The sequence below is a fragment of the Halorubrum aquaticum genome, from assembly GCF_900113615.1.
Classification (GTDB): domain Archaea; phylum Halobacteriota; class Halobacteria; order Halobacteriales; family Haloferacaceae; genus Halorubrum; species Halorubrum aquaticum.
The window spans coordinates 12,682-29,701 of record NZ_FOPZ01000016.1 but is presented as its reverse complement, the minus strand read 5'-3'; the positions used below and the strand labels follow the sequence as shown (position 1 = coordinate 29,701).

Sequence of the window (17,020 nt, the reverse complement as noted above, 5' to 3'; positions counted from 1 at the left end):
CTCACGGACCGACGTGACCGCACTCGACACGCTCCGCCGACCCGAACACACCGGCGTGAACCGCTGTTGGCCGTGTACCGCGATCAACCTCGCCGTCGTCGTCGTCCTCGCGACGCTCGCGGGGATCGCGTTCGCCCCGCTCGCCCCGCCCGTCCTGCTCGGCGGCGGGTTGCTCGTCTACCTCCGGGGATACGTCGTCCCCGGGACGCCGCGGTTCGCGCCCCGTCTCGTCGAGCCGCTCCCGTTCGACGTCGGACCGGAGAAACGCGACCGCGTCGAGAGCGACTCGATCGCCGACGGCGTCGGTCGCGAGACGGTCGCCGACGGGTCCGGCGAACGCATCGACGCCGATCCGGGTCACCGCGAAACCGGCACCGATCGGCCCGAAACCGGGTCCGATCACCTCGACGCCGGCACGGACCGTGCCGCCGACCCGGAAGCGCTGCTCGCGGCGCTCTCGGAGGCCGAGGTCCTCGTCGAGACCGACGACGACCTCCGTCTCACCGACGGCTACCGCGAGGCCTTCGAGGACCGGATGGCCGACCTGCGGGAGCTTTCGGAGTCCGCGCTGGCCGACCGGGCGGCCGCGGCCGCCGGCGACGACCTCGACGGGGAGGTACACGGCGAGCGGATCCGGATCGCGGGCGACCGCCCTGTCTGGCTCTCGCGGCCCGTGGCGATCGCCGAGACCGCGGCGGCGGAGACGCTCGCCGACTTCGACGTCCCCTCGGAGGTCCGCGCGGCCGCCGCTCGGCCCCTGCGAACCTTCGTCCGGACGTGTCCGGTCTGTGGCGGTGACGTCTCCGAGACGGTCCGACGGGACTGCTGTGGCGGTCCGGGCGGCGTCCAGCGCGACCCCGACCTACCGGTTTTGGCCTGCGAGGAGTGCTCGGCGCTGGTCTTCGAGTTCGATCCCGAGTGATCGGCCGACCGTCGATGCGTCGACGACCGGAACCGGGGTCACCCGTCGAACGGAGCCAGCATCGCGTCGTCGAACTGAACCGGGGCTCCGGAACCGTCGAAACACCCGTACTCGGTGACTCCCTCGATGCTCGTTCGGCCGTCGCTTGACAGCTCGTGGGCGATCCGGATCGAATCCCGATCGACCGAGGACACGTCACAGGAGACGTGTAGCGTCGATCCGGACCGGACGGGCGAGTTGAACTCCCACGTCCAGTCACGGATTCGATAGGGCTGTTTGTCACCGCGCAGTTCGTCGACGCTCGTCCCCCGATCGGCGAGGAACCGTTCGAGGGCGATATCGGCGAACCGCGGGTACTCCTCGAAGTACGCCAGGTTCGCCCCCTCGATGTGGGGGCCGTGGATCCGAAACGACGACGAGAACGACGGGAGGTCTCGGGAACGGTCGATCTCCGTTTCGGGCCCGACGGCGGGGTCGTGGTCGACGGACGCGTCGACGAGATCCGAGCGGATCCGCTCGGGCAGCGCCAGCGCGGAGCCGTCCCTCGAGATCGTCACGTGCGTTATTCGTGCCGTGGCCAGCGGTTCACCGTCGCCGTCGGCGACCTCGTAGAGCAACTCCACGCTGGAGTCACCGACGTTCACCGGGACCGCGTCGACGGTGACGACGTCGTCGACGGTCGGATAGCGGGTAACGGAGGCACCGGCGACGACGGGCGCGTACGGGATGCCGTCGTCGGCGAGTATCTCCCGAAACGGATAGTCGAACGCGTCAGCCACTTCCTGAGTGGATACCAACAGCCAGTCGAAGAACGTCGCACCGTGGACGAGCGAGCCGGCGAGCTCGCCGAATCGGACTCGGCGATGGGCGATGGTCTGCACGTCGTCGGGGTTTCCCTTGGACCCGCATGAGCGTATGAAAACCGGCAAGCGATACGGGTCCTCGTCGTCGAGTGCCGGCCCTCGATCTCACTCCGGGTCGACCGAGTTTCTCGATCTCACTCCGGGAGGTCTCCGGTGACCCCCGAACGGAGGTCCCGACCGAAGTAGTGGCCGACGAGTCCACAGAGGAGGCCCACCCCGCCGCCGACCGCGAGAAGCGGGAGTCCCCACTGGCCGAGGTAGTCGATGCCGATCGGGAGGAACCCGACGCCGAGCACGCTCGACACGGCGGTGCCGGCTCCCGCGAGCGCCCCGGCGAGACCCGTTTCCACGTAGTTGGACGAAGAGAAGAGCAGCCCGACGAGGAAGGTCGCGATCAGCACGCCGGCGACGGCCCCGATGGTCCCGCCGATGAGCGGAACCAGTCCGACGAGGACGGTGGCGAGAGCGACGGCGAGGAGGGTGACGCCGAACGCCTTCAGCGAGAACCAGCGACCGTCCACGCCGACCCGGCCGGAACCGCTCGACCCGGAAACCGAACTCGCGTCCGCGGGGGCGGTCGAGTCCGCCGAATCCCCCGATCGCGTGCCGGCGGCCGATCCCTCCTCGACGCCGGATCCTCCGCCCGCGAGGTCGTCGTCGAGGAGGTCGTCGAGGTCGTCGAGCGGGTCGCCCTCTCCGGCGTCGGTGGCCTCTCCGGCGTCCCGCTCCTTGGAGGGTTGCATGTCTCCGGATCCAGTCCGTGAGGTCTTGTGTCTTGTGCCGAGACCGTCGTTCCGAGCGATCCGAGCGGAGAGAACCTCCCGAGGGTCGGCGTGGGTGATCCGACCCGGTCGGCGATCGTCGGGACCGACGTCCGATCCCGGGAGGGACCGGGTCGGTTCACCGGAAACCCGGTGTCGACGGAGGCTCGCGGTCCCGGTCACCCATTTATAATGTATCCTTCACGCCCAGCACCCGCTCTTCAGCCTCGCGACCGGGGTCCCACTCGCTGCCGTCGCGGTCGGACTCGCGGTGGTCGGCGACGCTCCGCGCCATCGCCTCCTCGACCGGCGTCGACTCCCAGCCGAGGTCGGCGAGCGCGCAAGTGTCGAGCAGGTGCGGGTACTCCCGGTAGAGCGTGAAGTCGGCCGGGTCGAGCCCGCCCGCGGCGAGGGCGTCGGCGCTCGCGGGCACGACCGTACACGTCGTGTCGGCGACCTCGGCGATCGTCTCCAGCGTCTCCTCGAGGGTGAGCGCCCGCCGGTCGCCGACGTTGTAGGCCGCGCCCGGCTCGCCGCGCTCGGCGACGACCCGGAGCGCCCGCGCCACGTCCTCGACGTACGCCCGGTGCCAGAGGTTCTGCCCGTCGCCGGGAACGACCACCCGGTCGTACGACAGCACCCGGTCGATCCAGTAGTCCAGTCGCTCGGTGTAGTCGTGTGGGCCGTACACGATACACGGCCTGACGGCCATGGCGTTGACGCCCGCCTCGGCGGCGGCGAAGACCTCCCGGTCGCCCGCGGCCTTCCGGTTGCCGTAGGTGGCGTCGCTCTCGTCGGTCGCCTGCTCGGGCGTACACGCCTCGAGGGGCGTCTCGCCCTCCCGTTTCGGGACGTGCTCTGCCGCGTAGGCCGCCCCGGAGGAGACGTACACGTATCCGTCGACGTCCGCGAAGAGATCGGTCGCGGCCTCGACGTCGGCAGGGTGGTACGCCACGCAGTCGATCACGACATCGGGATCCGCGGACAGCTTCGCGGCCTCCAGATCGCGGTCGTTCGTCCGGTCGCCCTCGACGTGCGAGACGCGGTCCTCGTCCGCGAACGGGTCCTCGCGGTTCCCGCGGGTCATCGTCGTGACCCGGTAGTCGTTCTCGAGGAGGTCCTCGACCGCGTGTCGGCCGATGAACCGCGTGCCGCCGATGACGAGCGCCGTGTCGGTCATACCGGCCCTCCGGCGGGGGGCGGCAAAAGCGTGGCCGAAGCGGAAGCCGACGGCGGGCGTCGTCGGTCGAGGACGGCGAGTCCGCGGCGAACCCGTCGATCGCGGGCCGGCGGCTACTCGGCGGTCTCGTCGTTCCGCTCGTCGTCACCGTCGTCGTCGCGGGGGCCGTCGCCGCGCCACCGCCTGTACAGGAGGTACGCCACCACGAACCCGCCGCCCCAGTAGGCGACGGCGAGGAGGGCGATCCGGAGCCCCGTGAGGAGCTCCGTCGTCGGGATCCCGGCCATACGTCGACTCGGCGTCTCGGAGGGATAAACGCACCGAGAGAGGGACAACTACACGGCCCCGGAGTCCGTACCGCCGGGACATGAGCGAGATCCGTCGACGGCGACCGTGGCTCGCCGTGCTGTTAGCGCTGTTGATATCCGGGCTCGGCCACGCGTACCTCCGACGATGGGCGCGCGCGTTCGGCTGGTACGTAGTGATCACGGCGACGCTCGTCTTTCTCGTCCCGGACGCGGCCGTCGACCAGCTGCTGGCGCGGGAGACGCCGCCGGCCCTCGACGTCGCGCCCGGCCTGCTCGCGGTGCTCGCCAGCGTCGTCGACGCCTACGTCCTCGCGGTCCGGAACAACCGTCGCTACGACAGCCAACGGCGACCGAGCGGCGGAGACGCGAGCACGACCGAGGCGGGGACGGGAACGTCGGAGACGGGGACGAGAGCGACGGAAACGGGGACGGGAACGACGGATATCGGAACGGTCGAGATGGACGGGTCGAACGCGGCCAAGCGGGACGTCTCCGACGCGGAACCCGCCGGTCGCGGCGACGAGCGGCGGGCCAGACGGACCGGTTCCGACGACTCGGCCGGGAGATCCCCGGGAACGGTCCCCTCGACGATCGAGTGTCCCCACTGCGGCCGGGACACGGACGCGGAGCTCGACTTCTGTCACTGGTGTACCGAGCCGCTCGAGGTCGCGGGCGGCTCGACGGAGTGAGCCGGGACCGCCCCCTCAGCGAAGCCGCGCCTCGACGAACGCGACCACGTCGGCGAGTTCCTCCCGGCCGATCCCGTGCCCGGTCGCGTACGTCTCGTAGGTCACGTCCGCGCCGACCTCGGCGAGCCGGTCGGCGGCCGCCTCGGCCCGCGACTCGGGGATCACCCGGTCGCCCGTGCCGGCACCGACGAAGACCGGCTTGCCTCCGATCCCGTCGGGTTCCAGATCGAGGTGCGAGTCGGGCAGGTAGCCGTGGAGCCCGACGACCCAGCCGTAGGAGTCGGGGTCCTCCAAGAGCAGCGAGAGGCTCGTGATCGCGCCCTGGCTGAACCCGAGCAGCCCGATCCGGTCGGCGTCGAGGCCGTACGCGTCGGTCGCGGCCGACACGCTCTCGGCGATCCGATCGAGGCTCCGCCGGAAGTCCTCGGCGTGCGGCTGGCTCTCGTGGAGCCCGCCGCCGGAGAGGTCGAGCTCGTACCACGTGTAGCCTCCCTGAAGCGGATCGGGCGCGCGGAGGCTGATCACGTGGAGTTCGTCGGGAAGCGACTCGGCGACGGGAAGGAGGTCCTCCTCGTCGGCACCGCGACCGTGAAGCACGAAGACGGCCGGGGCGGCGTCCGAGCCGTCGTTTGGAGCGACGTGAACGTGTTCGAGCGGGATCTCGGTCATGGAGGGAGGTTCGACGGCTCGTCGGTTGTATCCGTCGACCGCGGCAGCGGGCCGGTGAGCGCGACGGAGCCGGATGCGTCGGGTACGGCGGTCGGGACGGAGCCGGATGTGTCGGGTACGGCGGTCGGGACGGAGCCGGATGTGTCGGGCATGGCGGTCGGGACGGAGCCGGATGTGTCGGGCACGGCGGTCGGGACGGGTGCGGAGACGGCTGTCACTCCTGGTAGGCGACCCGCACCTGCTCCCACTTGCCGACCTCCTCCAGATGCGCCTGGAGCTCCTCGGCGTACTCCTGGACGAGCCGTTCTGCCGCCTCCAGCTCCTCGTCGCTCGGGCCGCCGCCTCCCCCGCCCCCGCCGAGTCCGAGCGCGCCCTTGATCGAGTCGACGATCCCGCCGCCTCCGCCGCCGCTGCCGGGTGCGCCGGAGCCGTCGCGTGCGCCACCCCCGCCGCCCATCGCGGCGACCTGCGACCGGACGTTCTCCAGTTCCGGCATGATCGCGGGGAGGTTCGAGGTGTCGGCGACGATCCGCGCCGCCTCGGGGTCCTCGGAGTCCTCGATCTCGAACTCGGTCGCGGTCATGATGAGTCCCCACTCCTGACTGGAGAACCGGGAGCCCATCACGCGGTCGTTGAACTCGTTGTCGACGGTCATCCGCTCGCCGACGATCGCGTCGGTCCACTCACTCATACGCGCTCTTTCGGCGCTATCGGTGAAAAACCCGTTCCCATCGTCGGGGAGTCGTCGAGACGTTTTACCCTCTCCCCGCCCTCCCCACCGCATGGTCGAACGCAGCCGTCGCGCGCTCGTCGGGTCCTGTGGTGCCGCCTCGCTCGCCCTCCTCGCCGGATGTGCCGGGTTGACCGGCGGAACGGGCGGTGGCGGGACCGACGCGGAGCCGGTCGATCGAACGGGCGAGGAGACGGTCGAGGTCGACGTCGGCGCCGGCAACGGGCTCTCCTTTTCCCCGGCGAACGTCCGGGTCGACCCCGGAACGACGGTCGTCTGGGAATGGACCGGCGAGGGCGGCGGCCACAACGTCGTCGACGTCGACGGCGCGTTCGAGTCCGATCTGACCGACGAGGCCGGCCACACCTTCGAGCACGCCTTCGAGGAGGTGGGCGTTCACGAGTACGTCTGTACCCCGCACCAGACGCAGGGGATGCGCGGGGTCGTCGAGGTCGTCGAGTGACGGAACGTCCCGTAGCCATCGGGGATCGGTTCAGCGGCGGGTCGAACCGCCCCCACCGCTCGAACGGGAAGCGAAGCGATTAGTCCCGGCCGCCGCAAGGTCGCGTATGGAGACGACGGAGACGTTCCGCGGGCTGGAGAGTCGCGCGTCCGGTCGGGTGTACGAGACGGCGAACCCGGCGGAACTCCCGGACGAGACGGGCCACGTCGAGGCGACCTACGACTACGACGCGATCGACCCCGAGACCCTCCTCGATGCGGGCGATGGGGATGGAGTCGACGCCGCCGAGCCCCCCGCGGCGGGTCACTGGCGGTACGACGCGCTCCTGCCGTTTCCCGCGTCGACCGGACTCTCGGGCAGCGAGGGGTCGACGCCGCTCGTTCCGACCGAGCGGCTGGCCGACGAGCTCGGCGTCGCGAACGTGTACGTCAAGGACGAGGGCCGAAACCCGACGGGGACCGTCCTCGACCGTGGACTCTCCGTCGCGATGACCGCGGTCGCGGCGGTCGCCGACGACCGCGACGTGGAGCCGCTCGCGTGTGCGAGCCCCGGCAACGCCGGGCAGTCGATGGCGGCGTACGCCGGGCGGGCGGGCCTGCGCTCGTACGCGTTCGTCCCCTCGCGGTGTGCGTTCTCGAACAAGGCGATGACGAACGTCCACGGTGGCGACATGCGGGTCGTCGGCGGGCGCTACCCCGACGCGGCCGCCGCCGTCGACGACCAACTGGAGACCGACTACACCGACCTCAACGAGTTCGCGACCCCCTACCGCCACGAGGGGATCAAGACGGTCGCGTTCGAGTTGGTCGCCGACCTCGGCGGCGCGCCCGACGCCGTCGTCGTCCCGACGGGCACCGGCGAGGTGCTCGCCGGCGTGTACAAGGGCTTCGCCGAGCTGGCCCGGATCGGCGCGATCGAGGCGGTCCCCCGGTTGGTCGCGGCTCAAGCGAGCGGCTGTGCCCCGATCGCGGCGGCGATCGACCGCGGGCTCGACGAGCCGGAGCCGTGGTCGACGCCGGACACCATCTGCGGCGAACTCGAGGTTCCCGACCCCGCGGGCGGCCGCGAGGCCGTCGAGGCCGTCGTGGAGAGCGGCGGGACGGCGACGACCGCGGACGACGAGGACGTCCTCGCGAGCGCGGTCGCCGTCGCCCAGAACGAGGTGATAGAGATGGGCGCGGCGGGCGGCGCGGCGCCCGCGGGCGCGTGGGAACTCGCCGAGGAGGGCTACTTCGACGGCGAGGAGACGGTCGTCCTCCTCAACACCGACGCCGGGCTCAAGACGCCCGACGTGTTGCGCAGCCACCTGATGGGACAGGGGATCTGAAGCGACCGACGAGCGCGGCTCGGGGAACCGATCCGCCTACGGTCGCCGCGCGCTCACGCCGACCGCGAGCGTCGCGAGCACGGCGAGGACCGCGGCGACGACGCCGAACCCCGGAGCCTCCTCGCCGGTTCCCGACGAGTCGTCCGCGGTCGACTCGTCGTCGCTCGCGTCACCGTCCTCCACCTCCTGTGCCGCGTCGTACTCCTCGACCGCGTCCGCGATAGTCGCGGTCGCCTCGATCACGCTCCGCGGGGCGGGCTGGTTCAGCCACTGGACCTCGACCACGACCGCGTTCCCCTCCAGCCCGGCGGTCGTGCTCGCGTACGGCTCCTCGTCCATGATCGGCGCGTCCGGCTCGTTGACGAGGACGAGTTCGGGGTCCATCTCGAGGACGACCTCGGCGGAGAGCTGCGGGTACCCTTCGTGTTCGGCGGCGGCGACGTTCTCGACCCCGCCGATCGTCATTAGTTCGTCGATGAACGTGTCGCCGGCGGCGACGAACCCGCTCCCCAGCGGGTAGAGCGCGGCCGGTCGATCGATGTCCGCGGTTCGCTCGCGGGTCTCCTCGACCGCGGTCGTCATCTCCTCGTTCGTCTCGGCGGCGGCGTCACACTCGCCGACGAGCCGGCCGACCGTCTCGGTCTTCCCGGCGATGTCCTCCACGCCGGTCGCCTCGGGGAAGTGGTAGACGGTGAGGTCGGCGTTCCGAAGCGCCTCGACCTGGTCCGCGGAGGCGTTTGGAGCCAACACGAGGTCGGGCTCGGTGCCGACGACGCGCTCGACGCTGACGCCGAGTCCCTCCGCGGAGACGTTCGTCTTCCCTCCCGCCCCGTCGAGGTACGCCGCGTACTGGGTCACGCCGACGACGCGGTCGCGCGCGCCGATCTCCCACAGCGTCTGTGCGGCCGAGGGGTTCGTCGTCGTGATCCGCTCCGGCGGCTCCTCGAGGGTGATCTCCTCCCCCGTGGCGTCGGTCACGGTGAGCGGGAACGAACACTCGGCGTCGTCCGTCTGGTGGGGGCCAGTCTGGTGGACGCCCGGCGTATCCGCCGTTTCGACCGTCGGCTGTGCGCCCGCCGCCCCGCCGGCGACGCCGCCCGCGAGGGCCGTCGTCACGAGCAGGGCGACCGCGATCACGAAGCTGTCTCGCATCGACCTATCGACGCCCCTGGTCCAATAAGTATTTACCTACTACAAGTTTTGTTGCCTATCGAATGCGAGTCCGGCGTCGGGCCGTGGCGTGGTCGACCGCGTTAGCGGCCGCGCTGGCTGGCGTGGTCGTCGTCAGCGCGGGTATCGGGCCGGTTCGGATCCCCCCCGCGGAGGTGCTGAAGGTCGTCCTGAACGCGGCGGTCGTGCCCGCCGGAGTGGAGTTCGGCGCGGCGGGAGCGGGACCGATCGCCCTGCCGGGCGTCGAGTTCGCCTATCGGTCGCCCTTCGCGTTCCCCGTCGACGACGTCCATCGCCGGATCGTGCTGCTCGTCAGGCTTCCGCGGATCCTGCTCGCGGCGCTCGTGGGGTTCTCGCTCGCGGCCGCGGGCACCGTCATGCAGGGCTTCTTCCGGAACCCGATGGCCGACCCCTCGATCATCGGCGTCTCCTCGGGCGCGGCCGTCGGCGCGGTCGCGTTCATCGTCTTCCCGGTCGCGCTGTCGACGACGCTGACGCTCCCGCTTCTCGGCGCGGTCGATCTCGGCCTCTCCTACGGGGCCGGCGTGAGCCTGTTCGCGTTCATCGGCGCGCTGCTCGCCGCCTTCGGCGTGTACGCCATCGCGACGCGACACGGCCGGACGCCGGTCGCGACGCTGCTTCTGGCGGGGGTGGCCGTCCAGACGTTCCTCGGCGCGGTCATCTCGTACCTCCAGTTGCGGGCGGGCGAGTCGCTCCGGCGGATCGTCGCGTGGCTGATGGGCCACCTCTCGGGGGCCGCCTGGAGCGAGGTCGCGATCGCGGCGCTCGTCGTCCCGCCGCTTTTCGCGGTGCTCCTCGCGTACGCCCGCGACCTCAACGTCCTGCTGCTCGGCGAGGAGGAGGCCCGCGGGCTCGGGATCGACGTCGAGCGCACGAAGCGGGTCCTGCTCGCGACGAGCGCGCTGATCACGGCCGCGGGCGTCGCGTTCGCGGGGGTCATCGGGTTCGTGGGCCTGATCGTCCCGCACATGCTCCGGCTCGTCGTCGGTCCCGACCACCGGGTGCTGCTCCCGACCGCGGCGCTCTCGGGCGGGGCGTTCCTCGTCGCCGCCGACACCGCCGCCCGATCCGGGACGGCCGAGCTGCCTGTCGGCGTCGTCACCGCGGCCGTCGGCGCGCCCTTCTTCGTCTACCTGCTGGTGAACCGCGAGGTGTACGAGCTGTGAGTCGCGACGCCGCCGTCGATGCCGCCGTCGACACCGGTGCTGCCGTCGGGGACATCGACCGCTCGTCGTCCGGCGACGTCGACCGCTCGCCCCCCGACGGCCCGCTCGTGTCCGTCCGTGACCTGTCCGTCTCCTTCGGCGACCTCGAGGCGGTTGACGAGGTCGATCTGGCCGTCGAGCCGGGGACGCTCGTCGGCCTCGTCGGCCCGAACGGCGCGGGAAAGACGACCGTGCTCCGGGCGATAACGGGAGCGATCGAGGCCGACGGGGGGACCGTGCGCCTCGATGGCGACCCGATGGCCGGGCTGTCCGCCCGCGAGGTCGCCCGCCGGGTGGCGAGCGTCCCACAGGACACCGGCCTCTCCTTCGACTTCCCGGTTCGGCACGTCGTCGAGATGGGTCGGACCCCGTACCTCGGGCGGTTCGACGGTCGTGACGCGGAGGACACGGCCGCGGTCGAGGAGGCCATGGCGGCCGCGGGCGTCGAGCGGTTCGCCGACCGGTCGATAACCGAGGTGTCGGGCGGCGAGCGCCAGCGCGTCCTCCTCGCGCGGGCGCTGGCACAGGAGACGCCGACCCTGTTGCTCGACGAACCCACCGCGAGCCTCGACGTGAACCACGCCGTGGCGACGATGGAGCTGGTCCGCGACGTCGTCGACGGCGGCCGAGCGGCGGTCGCGGCGATCCACGACCTCGACATGGCGGCCCGCTTCTGCGACCGGATCGTCGTCCTCGCGGACGGGCGGGTCCGCGCCGACGGGCCGCCCGCGGAGGTGCTGGACGCGTCAGCGGTCGCCGGCGCGTTCGACGCGGAGGCGTTCGTCGGTCGGAACCCGGCGACCGGAACCCCCGCGGTCACCGCCTTCCCCCGGTCGGCCGTCGACCCCCTCCGGCTCCACGTGGTCGGGACCGGGCCCGACGCGGCGCGGGTCGTGGCGCGGCTCGTGGCCGCCGGTCACGAGGTCTCCCTCGGCGTCGTTCCCGAGGGCGACGCCGCGGCCGTTGCCGCCGCCGACGCGGACGTGCCCGCGGTCACCGTTCCGCCCTTCGCCGGGGTCGACGCCGAATCGCAGGCGGCCGCCCGCGAACTGGCCGAGAGCGCCGACGCCGCGGTCGTCGTCGGCGAGTTCGGGGAGGGTCACCCGTCCGGGGAGGACCACCCGTCCGAGGACGACCGCCTCCGGATCGCGAGCGCGGCCGAACGGGTCGTGAGAGTCCCGAACGACGTCGACGGCGACGACCTGTTGGCCGCGGTGGCGGCCGAAGCGACCGGGGCGACCGGGGCGACCGGACCGACGTAGCCGACTCGTCCGACCCGCCCCGCGAAGCGTCACGCTTTATCGGGCGCGTCGCGTCCGGTCGGCAATGAGCGTTCCCTGCGTCGCCGTCGAGCGCGAGCGCGGCGAGGTCGTCCGCGGGCGGCTCGCCGACGCCGACCTCCTCGACGGCGACCACGAGATCGAGGTGGCCGACGGGACCATCTACGTCCCCGTGGTCGACCCGTCGGCGGTTCCGGCGGACCTGGCCGACCGGCTCGTCGAGCGCGACGCGGCCGAGCGCGACCGGCCGCGGACGCCCGCGGACCTGCTCGGCTACGAGCCCTCGCTCGAGCGGCTCGGCGACATCGTGATCCTCGACGAGGACGACGACGAGCGCGCCCGCGAGATCGCCGACGCCGTGATGGCCTCCGACCTCCCGTGTGCGACCGTGCTCAACCGCGCCTCCCCGATCGAGGGGGAACTTCGCGTCCGCGAGTGGGAGGTGCTGGCGGGCGACGGCACCGAGACGGTCCACCGCGAGTACGGCCACGAGTTCGCGCTCGACGTCGCCGAGGTGTACTTCTCCCCGCGGCTCGCGACCGAGCGCCACCGCGTGATCGAGCAGGTGGACCCCGACGAGCGCGTCGTCGACATGTTCGCCGGCGTCGGCCCGTACGCCGTCCCGATGGCCGCCCGCGGCGCGGACGTGGTCGCCTGCGACCTCAACGAGGCGGCGATCGCGTACCTCCGGGAGAACGCCGAGCGGAACGGGGTGGCCGACCGGGTGGCCGCGGTCGCCGGCGACGTGCGCGAGACGACCGCGGCGTACGCGGACGCGGCCGACCGGCTCGTGATGAACCTCCCGCACTCGGCGGACGAGTTCCTCGAGACCGCGGTGTCGCTCGCGGGCGCGGAGTGCGTGATCCACTACTACGACATCCAACACGAGGACGACCCGTTCGGCCCCGGGACGCGGGCGATCCGCGCGGCTGCCGGCGACGACTACGAGGTCGCCGTCGAGACCGAGCGCGTCGTCCGGTCGTACGCGCCCCACGAGTACAACGTCTGTCTCGACGTTCGGCTGACCCGGGTGTGAACGTCGACGTTCGGCTGACCCGGGCGTGAACGGGGACGGAAACGTCAGTACGCGATCAGCGCGACCGCGACGACGGCCGCGGCGATCCCCGCCAGGTCGCTGACCTCGGGGGCGTCGCCGAAGACGAGGAAGCCGAGCGCGGCGGCGACCACGAAGTACATCGCCGTGATCGTCGTCGCGATCCCCGCCGACCCGGCCTGGAGCGCCGAGTAATAGGCGACCGCGCCGACGCCGGAGGCGACCCCGGCGAGCCCCGCGAACCAGAGCGCGGTCGGGTCGTTTCCGAGGAGCTCCGTCCCCCGGTACCAGACGTACACCCCGGCGACGCCGATGGCGACCGAGTAGGAGACGATCATCGCGACCTCCGGGGCCATCGACCGAGTCGCCACGTCGGCGAAGAGCGCCCAAAAGCCCCACGCGATCGCGCCGACGAGCGCGAGGACGACGACCTGGTTCATCGACGGTCGCCACCCCTCGCGTCCTCGGTTCGAGGGAGTCCCGGTCGCGGGTGGTCCTCGTTCGTCGCAGGCACGGTCGGAGGCGTGAGACGCATACGTCGTCTGGAACCGGTACCGTGAAAAACGGACCGCGATCCGGCCGGGCGCGCCCGGCGTCCGACCGGACCGCGAGAAGAACGCCGCCGTCCCCGAGCGACGGTCGGGGAGGACGACTGGGGCCCGTCACATGACGAGATCCGCGGCCGCGGAGTCGGGGCCAGAGGCGACCTCGCGCTTGGCACGTCGAGGACGTGGATCACACGTCGGCCGCGGTCGTTGCTGACAGCCGATGACCGATCGCCGGCGACTCGTGGGGGACGCCACCGGCGCGTGGTGCCGGCTTCCCGTGGTGCGTTACGCCACGCTACCGGCAGGTCGTCGCCGCCCGATACGGGCTCCGATCGGGCAGACACCGTCGAGGGAACCGATCTCACCGCCGGGAGGCGGTCGGTGTCTTTCGGCATCGAATGGATGTTCGACGGAGTATTTATGAGTTTTCCTTATATAGATATCAAGACGAGATACACCGTGAAACGATCGGTCATTCTTCGAGCGAATTCCCACACGTATCGGAGATCGTTGATCGCGTTCGGCCGGGCCCGGTATCGGTCCGTTCGCGGTCCCGTCTGTGACTCCGTTTCGGAACCCTTATTTTCGTCATCGGGGTATGAACGGATGCGAGCCGGAGTAGCTCAGCTGGCAGAGCGATTCCTTCGTAAGGAATAGGCCGAGGGTTCAAATCCCTCCTCCGGCTTTTACCGTTCACTTCGTTCCACGAGCGCGTACGAACGACCGTCAGCGGCACCGTTTTCCATGAAGAGGAATCGTCGACTCGCCGCCCTCGCCGTGCTGCTGCTCGTCGTCCTCGCGGGGTGTAGTGGAGCGATCGTCGACGACCCGGGGTCCTCGCCGTCCGCGAACCCGAACGAAACCGTGACGGATCCCGGAGGTCCCGATTCGGGGACGGAGTGGACCGTGACCGTCACGCGGGTGATCGACGGGGACACGATCGAGGTCGAGTTTTCGAACGGGGAGACCGAGACGGTTCGGCTGTTGGGGGTCGACACGCCGGAGACCTCGTTGGATAGGGTCTCACCGGGCGAGTTCGAGGGGATCCCGGACACGACCGCCGGTCGGTATCACCTCTACGAGTGGGGAACGGAGGCGACGCGCTACGCGACCGACGAGTTGGCATCGGAGGAGATACGGATCGAGGTCGACGAGGAGGCGGACCGACGGGGCGGCTTCGGCCGCCTCCTCGCGTACGTGTACGTCGACGGCGAGAACTTCAACGAACGGCTCCTCACGAACGGATACGCGCGGGTGTACGACAGCTCGTTCTCGATGCGGGAGGAGTTCGATGCGCTGGAACGCGATGCCCGCGAGGGGTCCGTGGGTCTGTGGGACTTCGACGAGTCGGACGAGGTCGAACCCACGCCGACCGAAACCGACGGCGTGGAGGTTCCGCCGCCACCGCCTGACGGCGACTACGACTGTTCGACCTTCGACACGCAAGCACAGGCACAGGCCGTGTTGGAGGGAACGTCGGGGGACCCGCACGGGCTCGACGGCGACGGCGACGGAGTCGCCTGCGAATCGCTTCCCTAACGAACGACGCTCGCCGTCCCGCCACGAGACGGGAGTTCCGACGTCTCCGCCGCCGGCGACGAACCCTCCGCGGATCCGACCGTTCGTCCACCGGCTTCCCCCTATCCGATCAAACAATACAATGGATATAAGGTACAAACCTATCCGATTCGGCATGCTATTCCGTGACATGAGGCCGAACTGTACGGAAGGCGGAGAAGAACTGTACGAGTGTTTCGAATGCGGCGCGCGTTCCGAGACCGGGGGGCGTTGTGAGTGCGGCGGGGAACTGCGCCACCTGGGTCGCTCGCGGGACCTGTGAGCGGCTAGCTTCCGAACCAGTCGCTCGGAGGAGCGTCGTCGTCTCTCAGTCGTCGTCGGCCGGCGCGGCCGACCCGCCCGATCCCGCGTCCGCATCCCCCTCGATGCTCGGGGGGTACTTCCCGCGGTCGAGTTTCAGGTCGGACTGCGGGCGGGCCATACAGGTGAGCGCGAACTCCTCCGCCTCCTCGTCGGTCAGTCCGCGGGCGGCGGGTTGGGTCACCTCGCCCTCGAGTATCTCCGCGGAACAGGCGAGACACATGCCGACCCGGCAGGAGTACTCCTGGGCGATCCCCTCCTCGAGACACGGCTGGAGGATCGTCTCCGTGTCGGACACCTCGATCGTCTCGCCGGTGCCGACGAACTCGACGGTGTACTCTGTCATGGAACGGAGTTCCGGCCAACGGAGCAAAAGGGTTCCCCTCGGTGACGGGTGTGAGCCCGTGGGTCGGATCCGCGGAGGGAGGGCGGTTCCCGTGTGAATTGTCACACTTATGTTCCGCCGGTTCAACGGTGTATCCGGATGAACACGGCCGCGGACACGATCCGGGTCCTTCACGTCGACGACGATCCCGCGTTCGCCGAGATGGTCGCGACGTTTCTCGAACGCGAGAGCGACGCGTTCGCCGTCGAAACGGCCACCGACGCCGCGGAGGGGAGAGCGCGGATCTGCGAGGGCGGGATCGACTGCGTCGTCTCCGACTACGACATGCCCGGGCGAAACGGGATCGAGTTCCTCCGGGCCGTCCGCGCCGAACGTTCCGATCTGCCGTTCGTGCTGTTCACGGGGAAGGGAAGCGAGGAGATCGCCAGCGAGGCGATCACGGCGGGCGTCACCGACTACCTCCAGAAGGGAAGCGGCACCGACCAGTACTCGCTTCTCGCGAACCGGATCCGCAACGCGGTCGATCAGGTGCGCGCGGAGCGCGAACGCGAACGAATGCGCGAGCGGATGGAGCTCGCGCTCGCGGAGACCGACTCGATCATCTACGAGATCGACCTCGAGTCCGGCGCGATCTCGAGACACGGGGCCGTCGAGTCCTTCTACCCGGTCGATACCGACCGGATCCCGACGAGGGACGACTTCACGGAACACGTCGTCCACCCCGACGACCGCGACCGGTTCGAGGCGTTCTTCGAACGGATCGGCACCGCGGAGAACGGCCTGGACACCATCGACTATCGGACGAATCCGGAGACCGGAACGGTGCGCTGGCTCCGGGGGCACGCCTACCACGACGGCGACGACCGGATCATCGGGCTCGTCCAGGACGTCACCGACCGGAAGGAACGCCAACGGGCGATCGAACGGCACAACGAGCGGCTCGAGGAGTTCACGAGCGTCGTCAGCCACGACCTCCGGAACCCCCTGAACGTCGCGCGCGGACGCCTCGAACTGGCCCGCGAAGGGGAGGACCCCGAACACTTCGAGGCGGTCGAACGGGCACACGACCGGATGGAGGCGCTCATCATCGATCTGCTGACGCTCGCCCGCGAGGGAGAGACTTCGGCGGCGTTGACCGACGTCGCCCTCGACGACCTCATCGAGGCGTGCTGGGAGAACGTCGAGACGGCGGCCGCGACGCTCGCGCTCGAACCGGACGGTCGGACGGAGGTCCGACTCCGGGCGGACGAGCGTCGACTCCGACGGCTCCTCGAGAACCTCGTGCGGAACTCCGTCGAACACGGCGGCGAGGCCGTGACGGTTCGGGTCGGCGGGCTTCCCGACGGCGACGGGTTCTACGTCGAGGACGACGGACCCGGGATCCCTCCGGACCGGCGCGAAGACGCGTTCTCGGCCGGATACTCGACGAACCCCGACGGAACCGGGTTCGGGTTGAGCATCGTCCAGGGGATCGTCGAGACGCACGGGTGGGAGATACGCGTCGTCGAGGGCGACGGCGGCGGTGCCCGCTTCGAGGTGACGGGCGTCGAACTCGTCGCCGGGTAGCTCCCTCCGGAAACGCGGATCGTCGTCGTACCGCACGGCC

At 70.7% G+C, this 17,020-nt stretch carries 18 protein-coding genes and 1 tRNA gene; 10 read left to right on the top strand and 9 right to left on the bottom strand.

Annotated elements, in window-relative coordinates; genetic code table 11:
- The first annotated feature begins 13 nt into the window (after window positions 1-13).
- Entirely contained in the window at window positions 14-922 is a 909-nt protein-coding gene (locus tag F3H10_RS12445; protein WP_149785083.1) for a hypothetical protein, read from the top strand.
- A gap of 38 nt (window positions 923-960) precedes the next feature.
- On the opposite strand, the gene F3H10_RS12440 is transcribed toward F3H10_RS12445, so the two are convergent.
- From F3H10_RS12440 to F3H10_RS16115, 4 genes are all read right to left on the bottom strand, one after another.
- The gene (locus tag F3H10_RS12440) at window positions 961-1,803 is read right to left on the bottom strand and encodes an acyl-CoA thioesterase (RefSeq protein WP_149785082.1); all 843 of its coding nucleotides are present in this window, start codon (window positions 1,801-1,803) and stop codon (window positions 961-963) included.
- Window positions 1,804-1,919: 116 nt separating this feature from the next.
- Entirely contained in the window at window positions 1,920-2,528 is a 609-nt protein-coding gene (locus F3H10_RS12435) for a hypothetical protein (RefSeq protein WP_149785081.1), read from the bottom strand.
- Window positions 2,529-2,733: 205 nt separating this feature from the next.
- Complete coding sequence (locus tag F3H10_RS12430; protein ID WP_149785080.1) at window positions 2,734-3,726, bottom strand: NAD-dependent epimerase/dehydratase family protein; 993 nt, start codon at window positions 3,724-3,726, stop codon at window positions 2,734-2,736.
- A gap of 113 nt (window positions 3,727-3,839) precedes the next feature.
- Complete coding sequence (locus F3H10_RS16115; protein ID WP_188127936.1) at window positions 3,840-4,013, bottom strand: hypothetical protein; 174 nt, start codon at window positions 4,011-4,013, stop codon at window positions 3,840-3,842.
- Between the two features lie 80 nt (window positions 4,014-4,093).
- On the opposite strand from F3H10_RS16115, the gene F3H10_RS12425 reads away from it, so the two are divergent.
- On the top strand, window positions 4,094-4,723 hold the full coding sequence (locus F3H10_RS12425) for a zinc ribbon domain-containing protein (protein WP_149785079.1): 630 nt from the start codon (window positions 4,094-4,096) through the stop codon (window positions 4,721-4,723).
- Between the two features lie 15 nt (window positions 4,724-4,738).
- Here the strand turns inward: F3H10_RS12425 and F3H10_RS12420 are convergent, their stop codons facing one another.
- Together F3H10_RS12420 and F3H10_RS12415 are read right to left on the bottom strand one after the other, a co-directional pair.
- Window positions 4,739-5,392: an alpha/beta hydrolase gene (locus F3H10_RS12420; RefSeq protein WP_149785078.1), complete on the bottom strand. Its 654-nt coding sequence runs from the start codon at window positions 5,390-5,392 to the stop codon at window positions 4,739-4,741.
- Between the two features lie 214 nt (window positions 5,393-5,606).
- Complete coding sequence (locus F3H10_RS12415) at window positions 5,607-6,083, bottom strand: DUF5799 family protein (protein ID WP_149785077.1); 477 nt, start codon at window positions 6,081-6,083, stop codon at window positions 5,607-5,609.
- A 91-nt stretch (window positions 6,084-6,174) separates the two neighbouring features.
- Here F3H10_RS12415 and F3H10_RS12410 point away from each other — a divergent pair, with 91 nt between their 5' ends.
- Together F3H10_RS12410 and F3H10_RS12405 are read left to right on the top strand one after the other, a co-directional pair.
- Entirely contained in the window at window positions 6,175-6,585 is a 411-nt protein-coding gene (locus tag F3H10_RS12410) for a halocyanin domain-containing protein (protein ID WP_149785076.1), read from the top strand.
- Between the two features lie 106 nt (window positions 6,586-6,691).
- A complete protein-coding gene (locus tag F3H10_RS12405) occupies window positions 6,692-7,912 on the top strand; it encodes a pyridoxal-phosphate dependent enzyme (protein ID WP_149785075.1) in 1,221 nt (406 codons plus the stop codon).
- 36 nt (window positions 7,913-7,948) lie between these two features.
- Here the strand turns inward: F3H10_RS12405 and F3H10_RS12400 are convergent, their stop codons facing one another.
- A complete protein-coding gene (locus tag F3H10_RS12400) occupies window positions 7,949-9,064 on the bottom strand; it encodes a PGF-CTERM-anchored ABC transporter substrate-binding protein (RefSeq protein ID WP_149785074.1) in 1,116 nt (371 codons plus the stop codon).
- Window positions 9,065-9,126: 62 nt separating this feature from the next.
- Between F3H10_RS12400 and btuC the strand changes: the two genes are divergently transcribed.
- The 3 genes from btuC (at window position 9,127) to F3H10_RS12385 (ending at window position 12,624) form a co-directional block, all read left to right on the top strand.
- Window positions 9,127-10,269: a vitamin B12 ABC transporter permease BtuC gene (gene btuC, locus F3H10_RS12395; RefSeq protein ID WP_149785073.1), complete on the top strand. Its 1,143-nt coding sequence runs from the start codon at window positions 9,127-9,129 to the stop codon at window positions 10,267-10,269.
- A 53-nt stretch (window positions 10,270-10,322) separates the two neighbouring features.
- A complete protein-coding gene (locus tag F3H10_RS12390) occupies window positions 10,323-11,570 on the top strand; it encodes an ATP-binding cassette domain-containing protein (RefSeq protein WP_149785116.1) in 1,248 nt (415 codons plus the stop codon).
- Between the two features lie 64 nt (window positions 11,571-11,634).
- Window positions 11,635-12,624: a class I SAM-dependent methyltransferase gene (locus tag F3H10_RS12385; RefSeq protein ID WP_149785072.1), complete on the top strand. Its 990-nt coding sequence runs from the start codon at window positions 11,635-11,637 to the stop codon at window positions 12,622-12,624.
- Window positions 12,625-12,668: 44 nt separating this feature from the next.
- Here the strand turns inward: F3H10_RS12385 and F3H10_RS12380 are convergent, their stop codons facing one another.
- On the bottom strand, window positions 12,669-13,082 hold the full coding sequence (locus F3H10_RS12380) for an EamA family transporter (protein ID WP_149785071.1): 414 nt from the start codon (window positions 13,080-13,082) through the stop codon (window positions 12,669-12,671).
- Between the two features lie 720 nt (window positions 13,083-13,802).
- Between F3H10_RS12380 and F3H10_RS12375 the strand changes: the two genes are divergently transcribed.
- Window positions 13,803-13,875, top strand: a tRNA-Thr gene (locus tag F3H10_RS12375).
- Between the two features lie 59 nt (window positions 13,876-13,934).
- Window positions 13,935-14,729, top strand: coding sequence for a thermonuclease family protein (locus F3H10_RS12370; RefSeq protein ID WP_188127935.1), 795 nt, complete (start codon window positions 13,935-13,937; stop codon window positions 14,727-14,729).
- Window positions 14,730-15,075: 346 nt separating this feature from the next.
- Here F3H10_RS12370 and F3H10_RS12360 read toward each other — a convergent pair whose 3' ends face one another.
- The gene (locus F3H10_RS12360; protein WP_149785070.1) at window positions 15,076-15,414 is read right to left on the bottom strand and encodes a 2Fe-2S iron-sulfur cluster-binding protein; all 339 of its coding nucleotides are present in this window, start codon (window positions 15,412-15,414) and stop codon (window positions 15,076-15,078) included.
- A 138-nt stretch (window positions 15,415-15,552) separates the two neighbouring features.
- On the opposite strand from F3H10_RS12360, the gene F3H10_RS12355 reads away from it, so the two are divergent.
- A complete protein-coding gene (locus tag F3H10_RS12355) occupies window positions 15,553-16,980 on the top strand; it encodes an ATP-binding response regulator (protein ID WP_149785069.1) in 1,428 nt (475 codons plus the stop codon).
- Window positions 16,981-17,020 lie beyond the last annotated feature (40 nt).

Coding starts and splice junctions, on each gene's coding strand:
- F3H10_RS12415 (WP_149785077.1), bottom strand. CDS start 6,083: ATGAGTGAGTGGACCGACGCGATCGTCGGCGAGCGGATGACCGTCGAC.
- F3H10_RS12400 (WP_149785074.1), bottom strand. CDS start 9,064: ATGCGAGACAGCTTCGTGATCGCGGTCGCCCTGCTCGTGACGACGGCC.
- F3H10_RS12405 (WP_149785075.1), top strand. CDS start 6,692: ATGGAGACGACGGAGACGTTCCGCGGGCTGGAGAGTCGCGCGTCCGGT.
- F3H10_RS16115 (WP_188127936.1), bottom strand. CDS start 4,013: ATGGCCGGGATCCCGACGACGGAGCTCCTCACGGGGCTCCGGATCGCC.
- F3H10_RS12380 (WP_149785071.1), bottom strand. CDS start 13,082: ATGAACCAGGTCGTCGTCCTCGCGCTCGTCGGCGCGATCGCGTGGGGC.
- F3H10_RS12410 (WP_149785076.1), top strand. CDS start 6,175: ATGGTCGAACGCAGCCGTCGCGCGCTCGTCGGGTCCTGTGGTGCCGCC.
- F3H10_RS12425 (WP_149785079.1), top strand. CDS start 4,094: ATGAGCGAGATCCGTCGACGGCGACCGTGGCTCGCCGTGCTGTTAGCG.
- F3H10_RS12385 (WP_149785072.1), top strand. CDS start 11,635: ATGAGCGTTCCCTGCGTCGCCGTCGAGCGCGAGCGCGGCGAGGTCGTC.
- F3H10_RS12370 (WP_188127935.1), top strand. CDS start 13,935: ATGAAGAGGAATCGTCGACTCGCCGCCCTCGCCGTGCTGCTGCTCGTC.
- F3H10_RS12435 (WP_149785081.1), bottom strand. CDS start 2,528: ATGCAACCCTCCAAGGAGCGGGACGCCGGAGAGGCCACCGACGCCGGA.
- F3H10_RS12360 (WP_149785070.1), bottom strand. CDS start 15,414: ATGACAGAGTACACCGTCGAGTTCGTCGGCACCGGCGAGACGATCGAG.
- F3H10_RS12420 (WP_149785078.1), bottom strand. CDS start 5,392: ATGACCGAGATCCCGCTCGAACACGTTCACGTCGCTCCAAACGACGGC.
- F3H10_RS12355 (WP_149785069.1), top strand. CDS start 15,553: ATGAACACGGCCGCGGACACGATCCGGGTCCTTCACGTCGACGACGAT.
- F3H10_RS12430 (WP_149785080.1), bottom strand. CDS start 3,726: ATGACCGACACGGCGCTCGTCATCGGCGGCACGCGGTTCATCGGCCGA.
- btuC (WP_149785073.1), top strand. CDS start 9,127: ATGCGAGTCCGGCGTCGGGCCGTGGCGTGGTCGACCGCGTTAGCGGCC.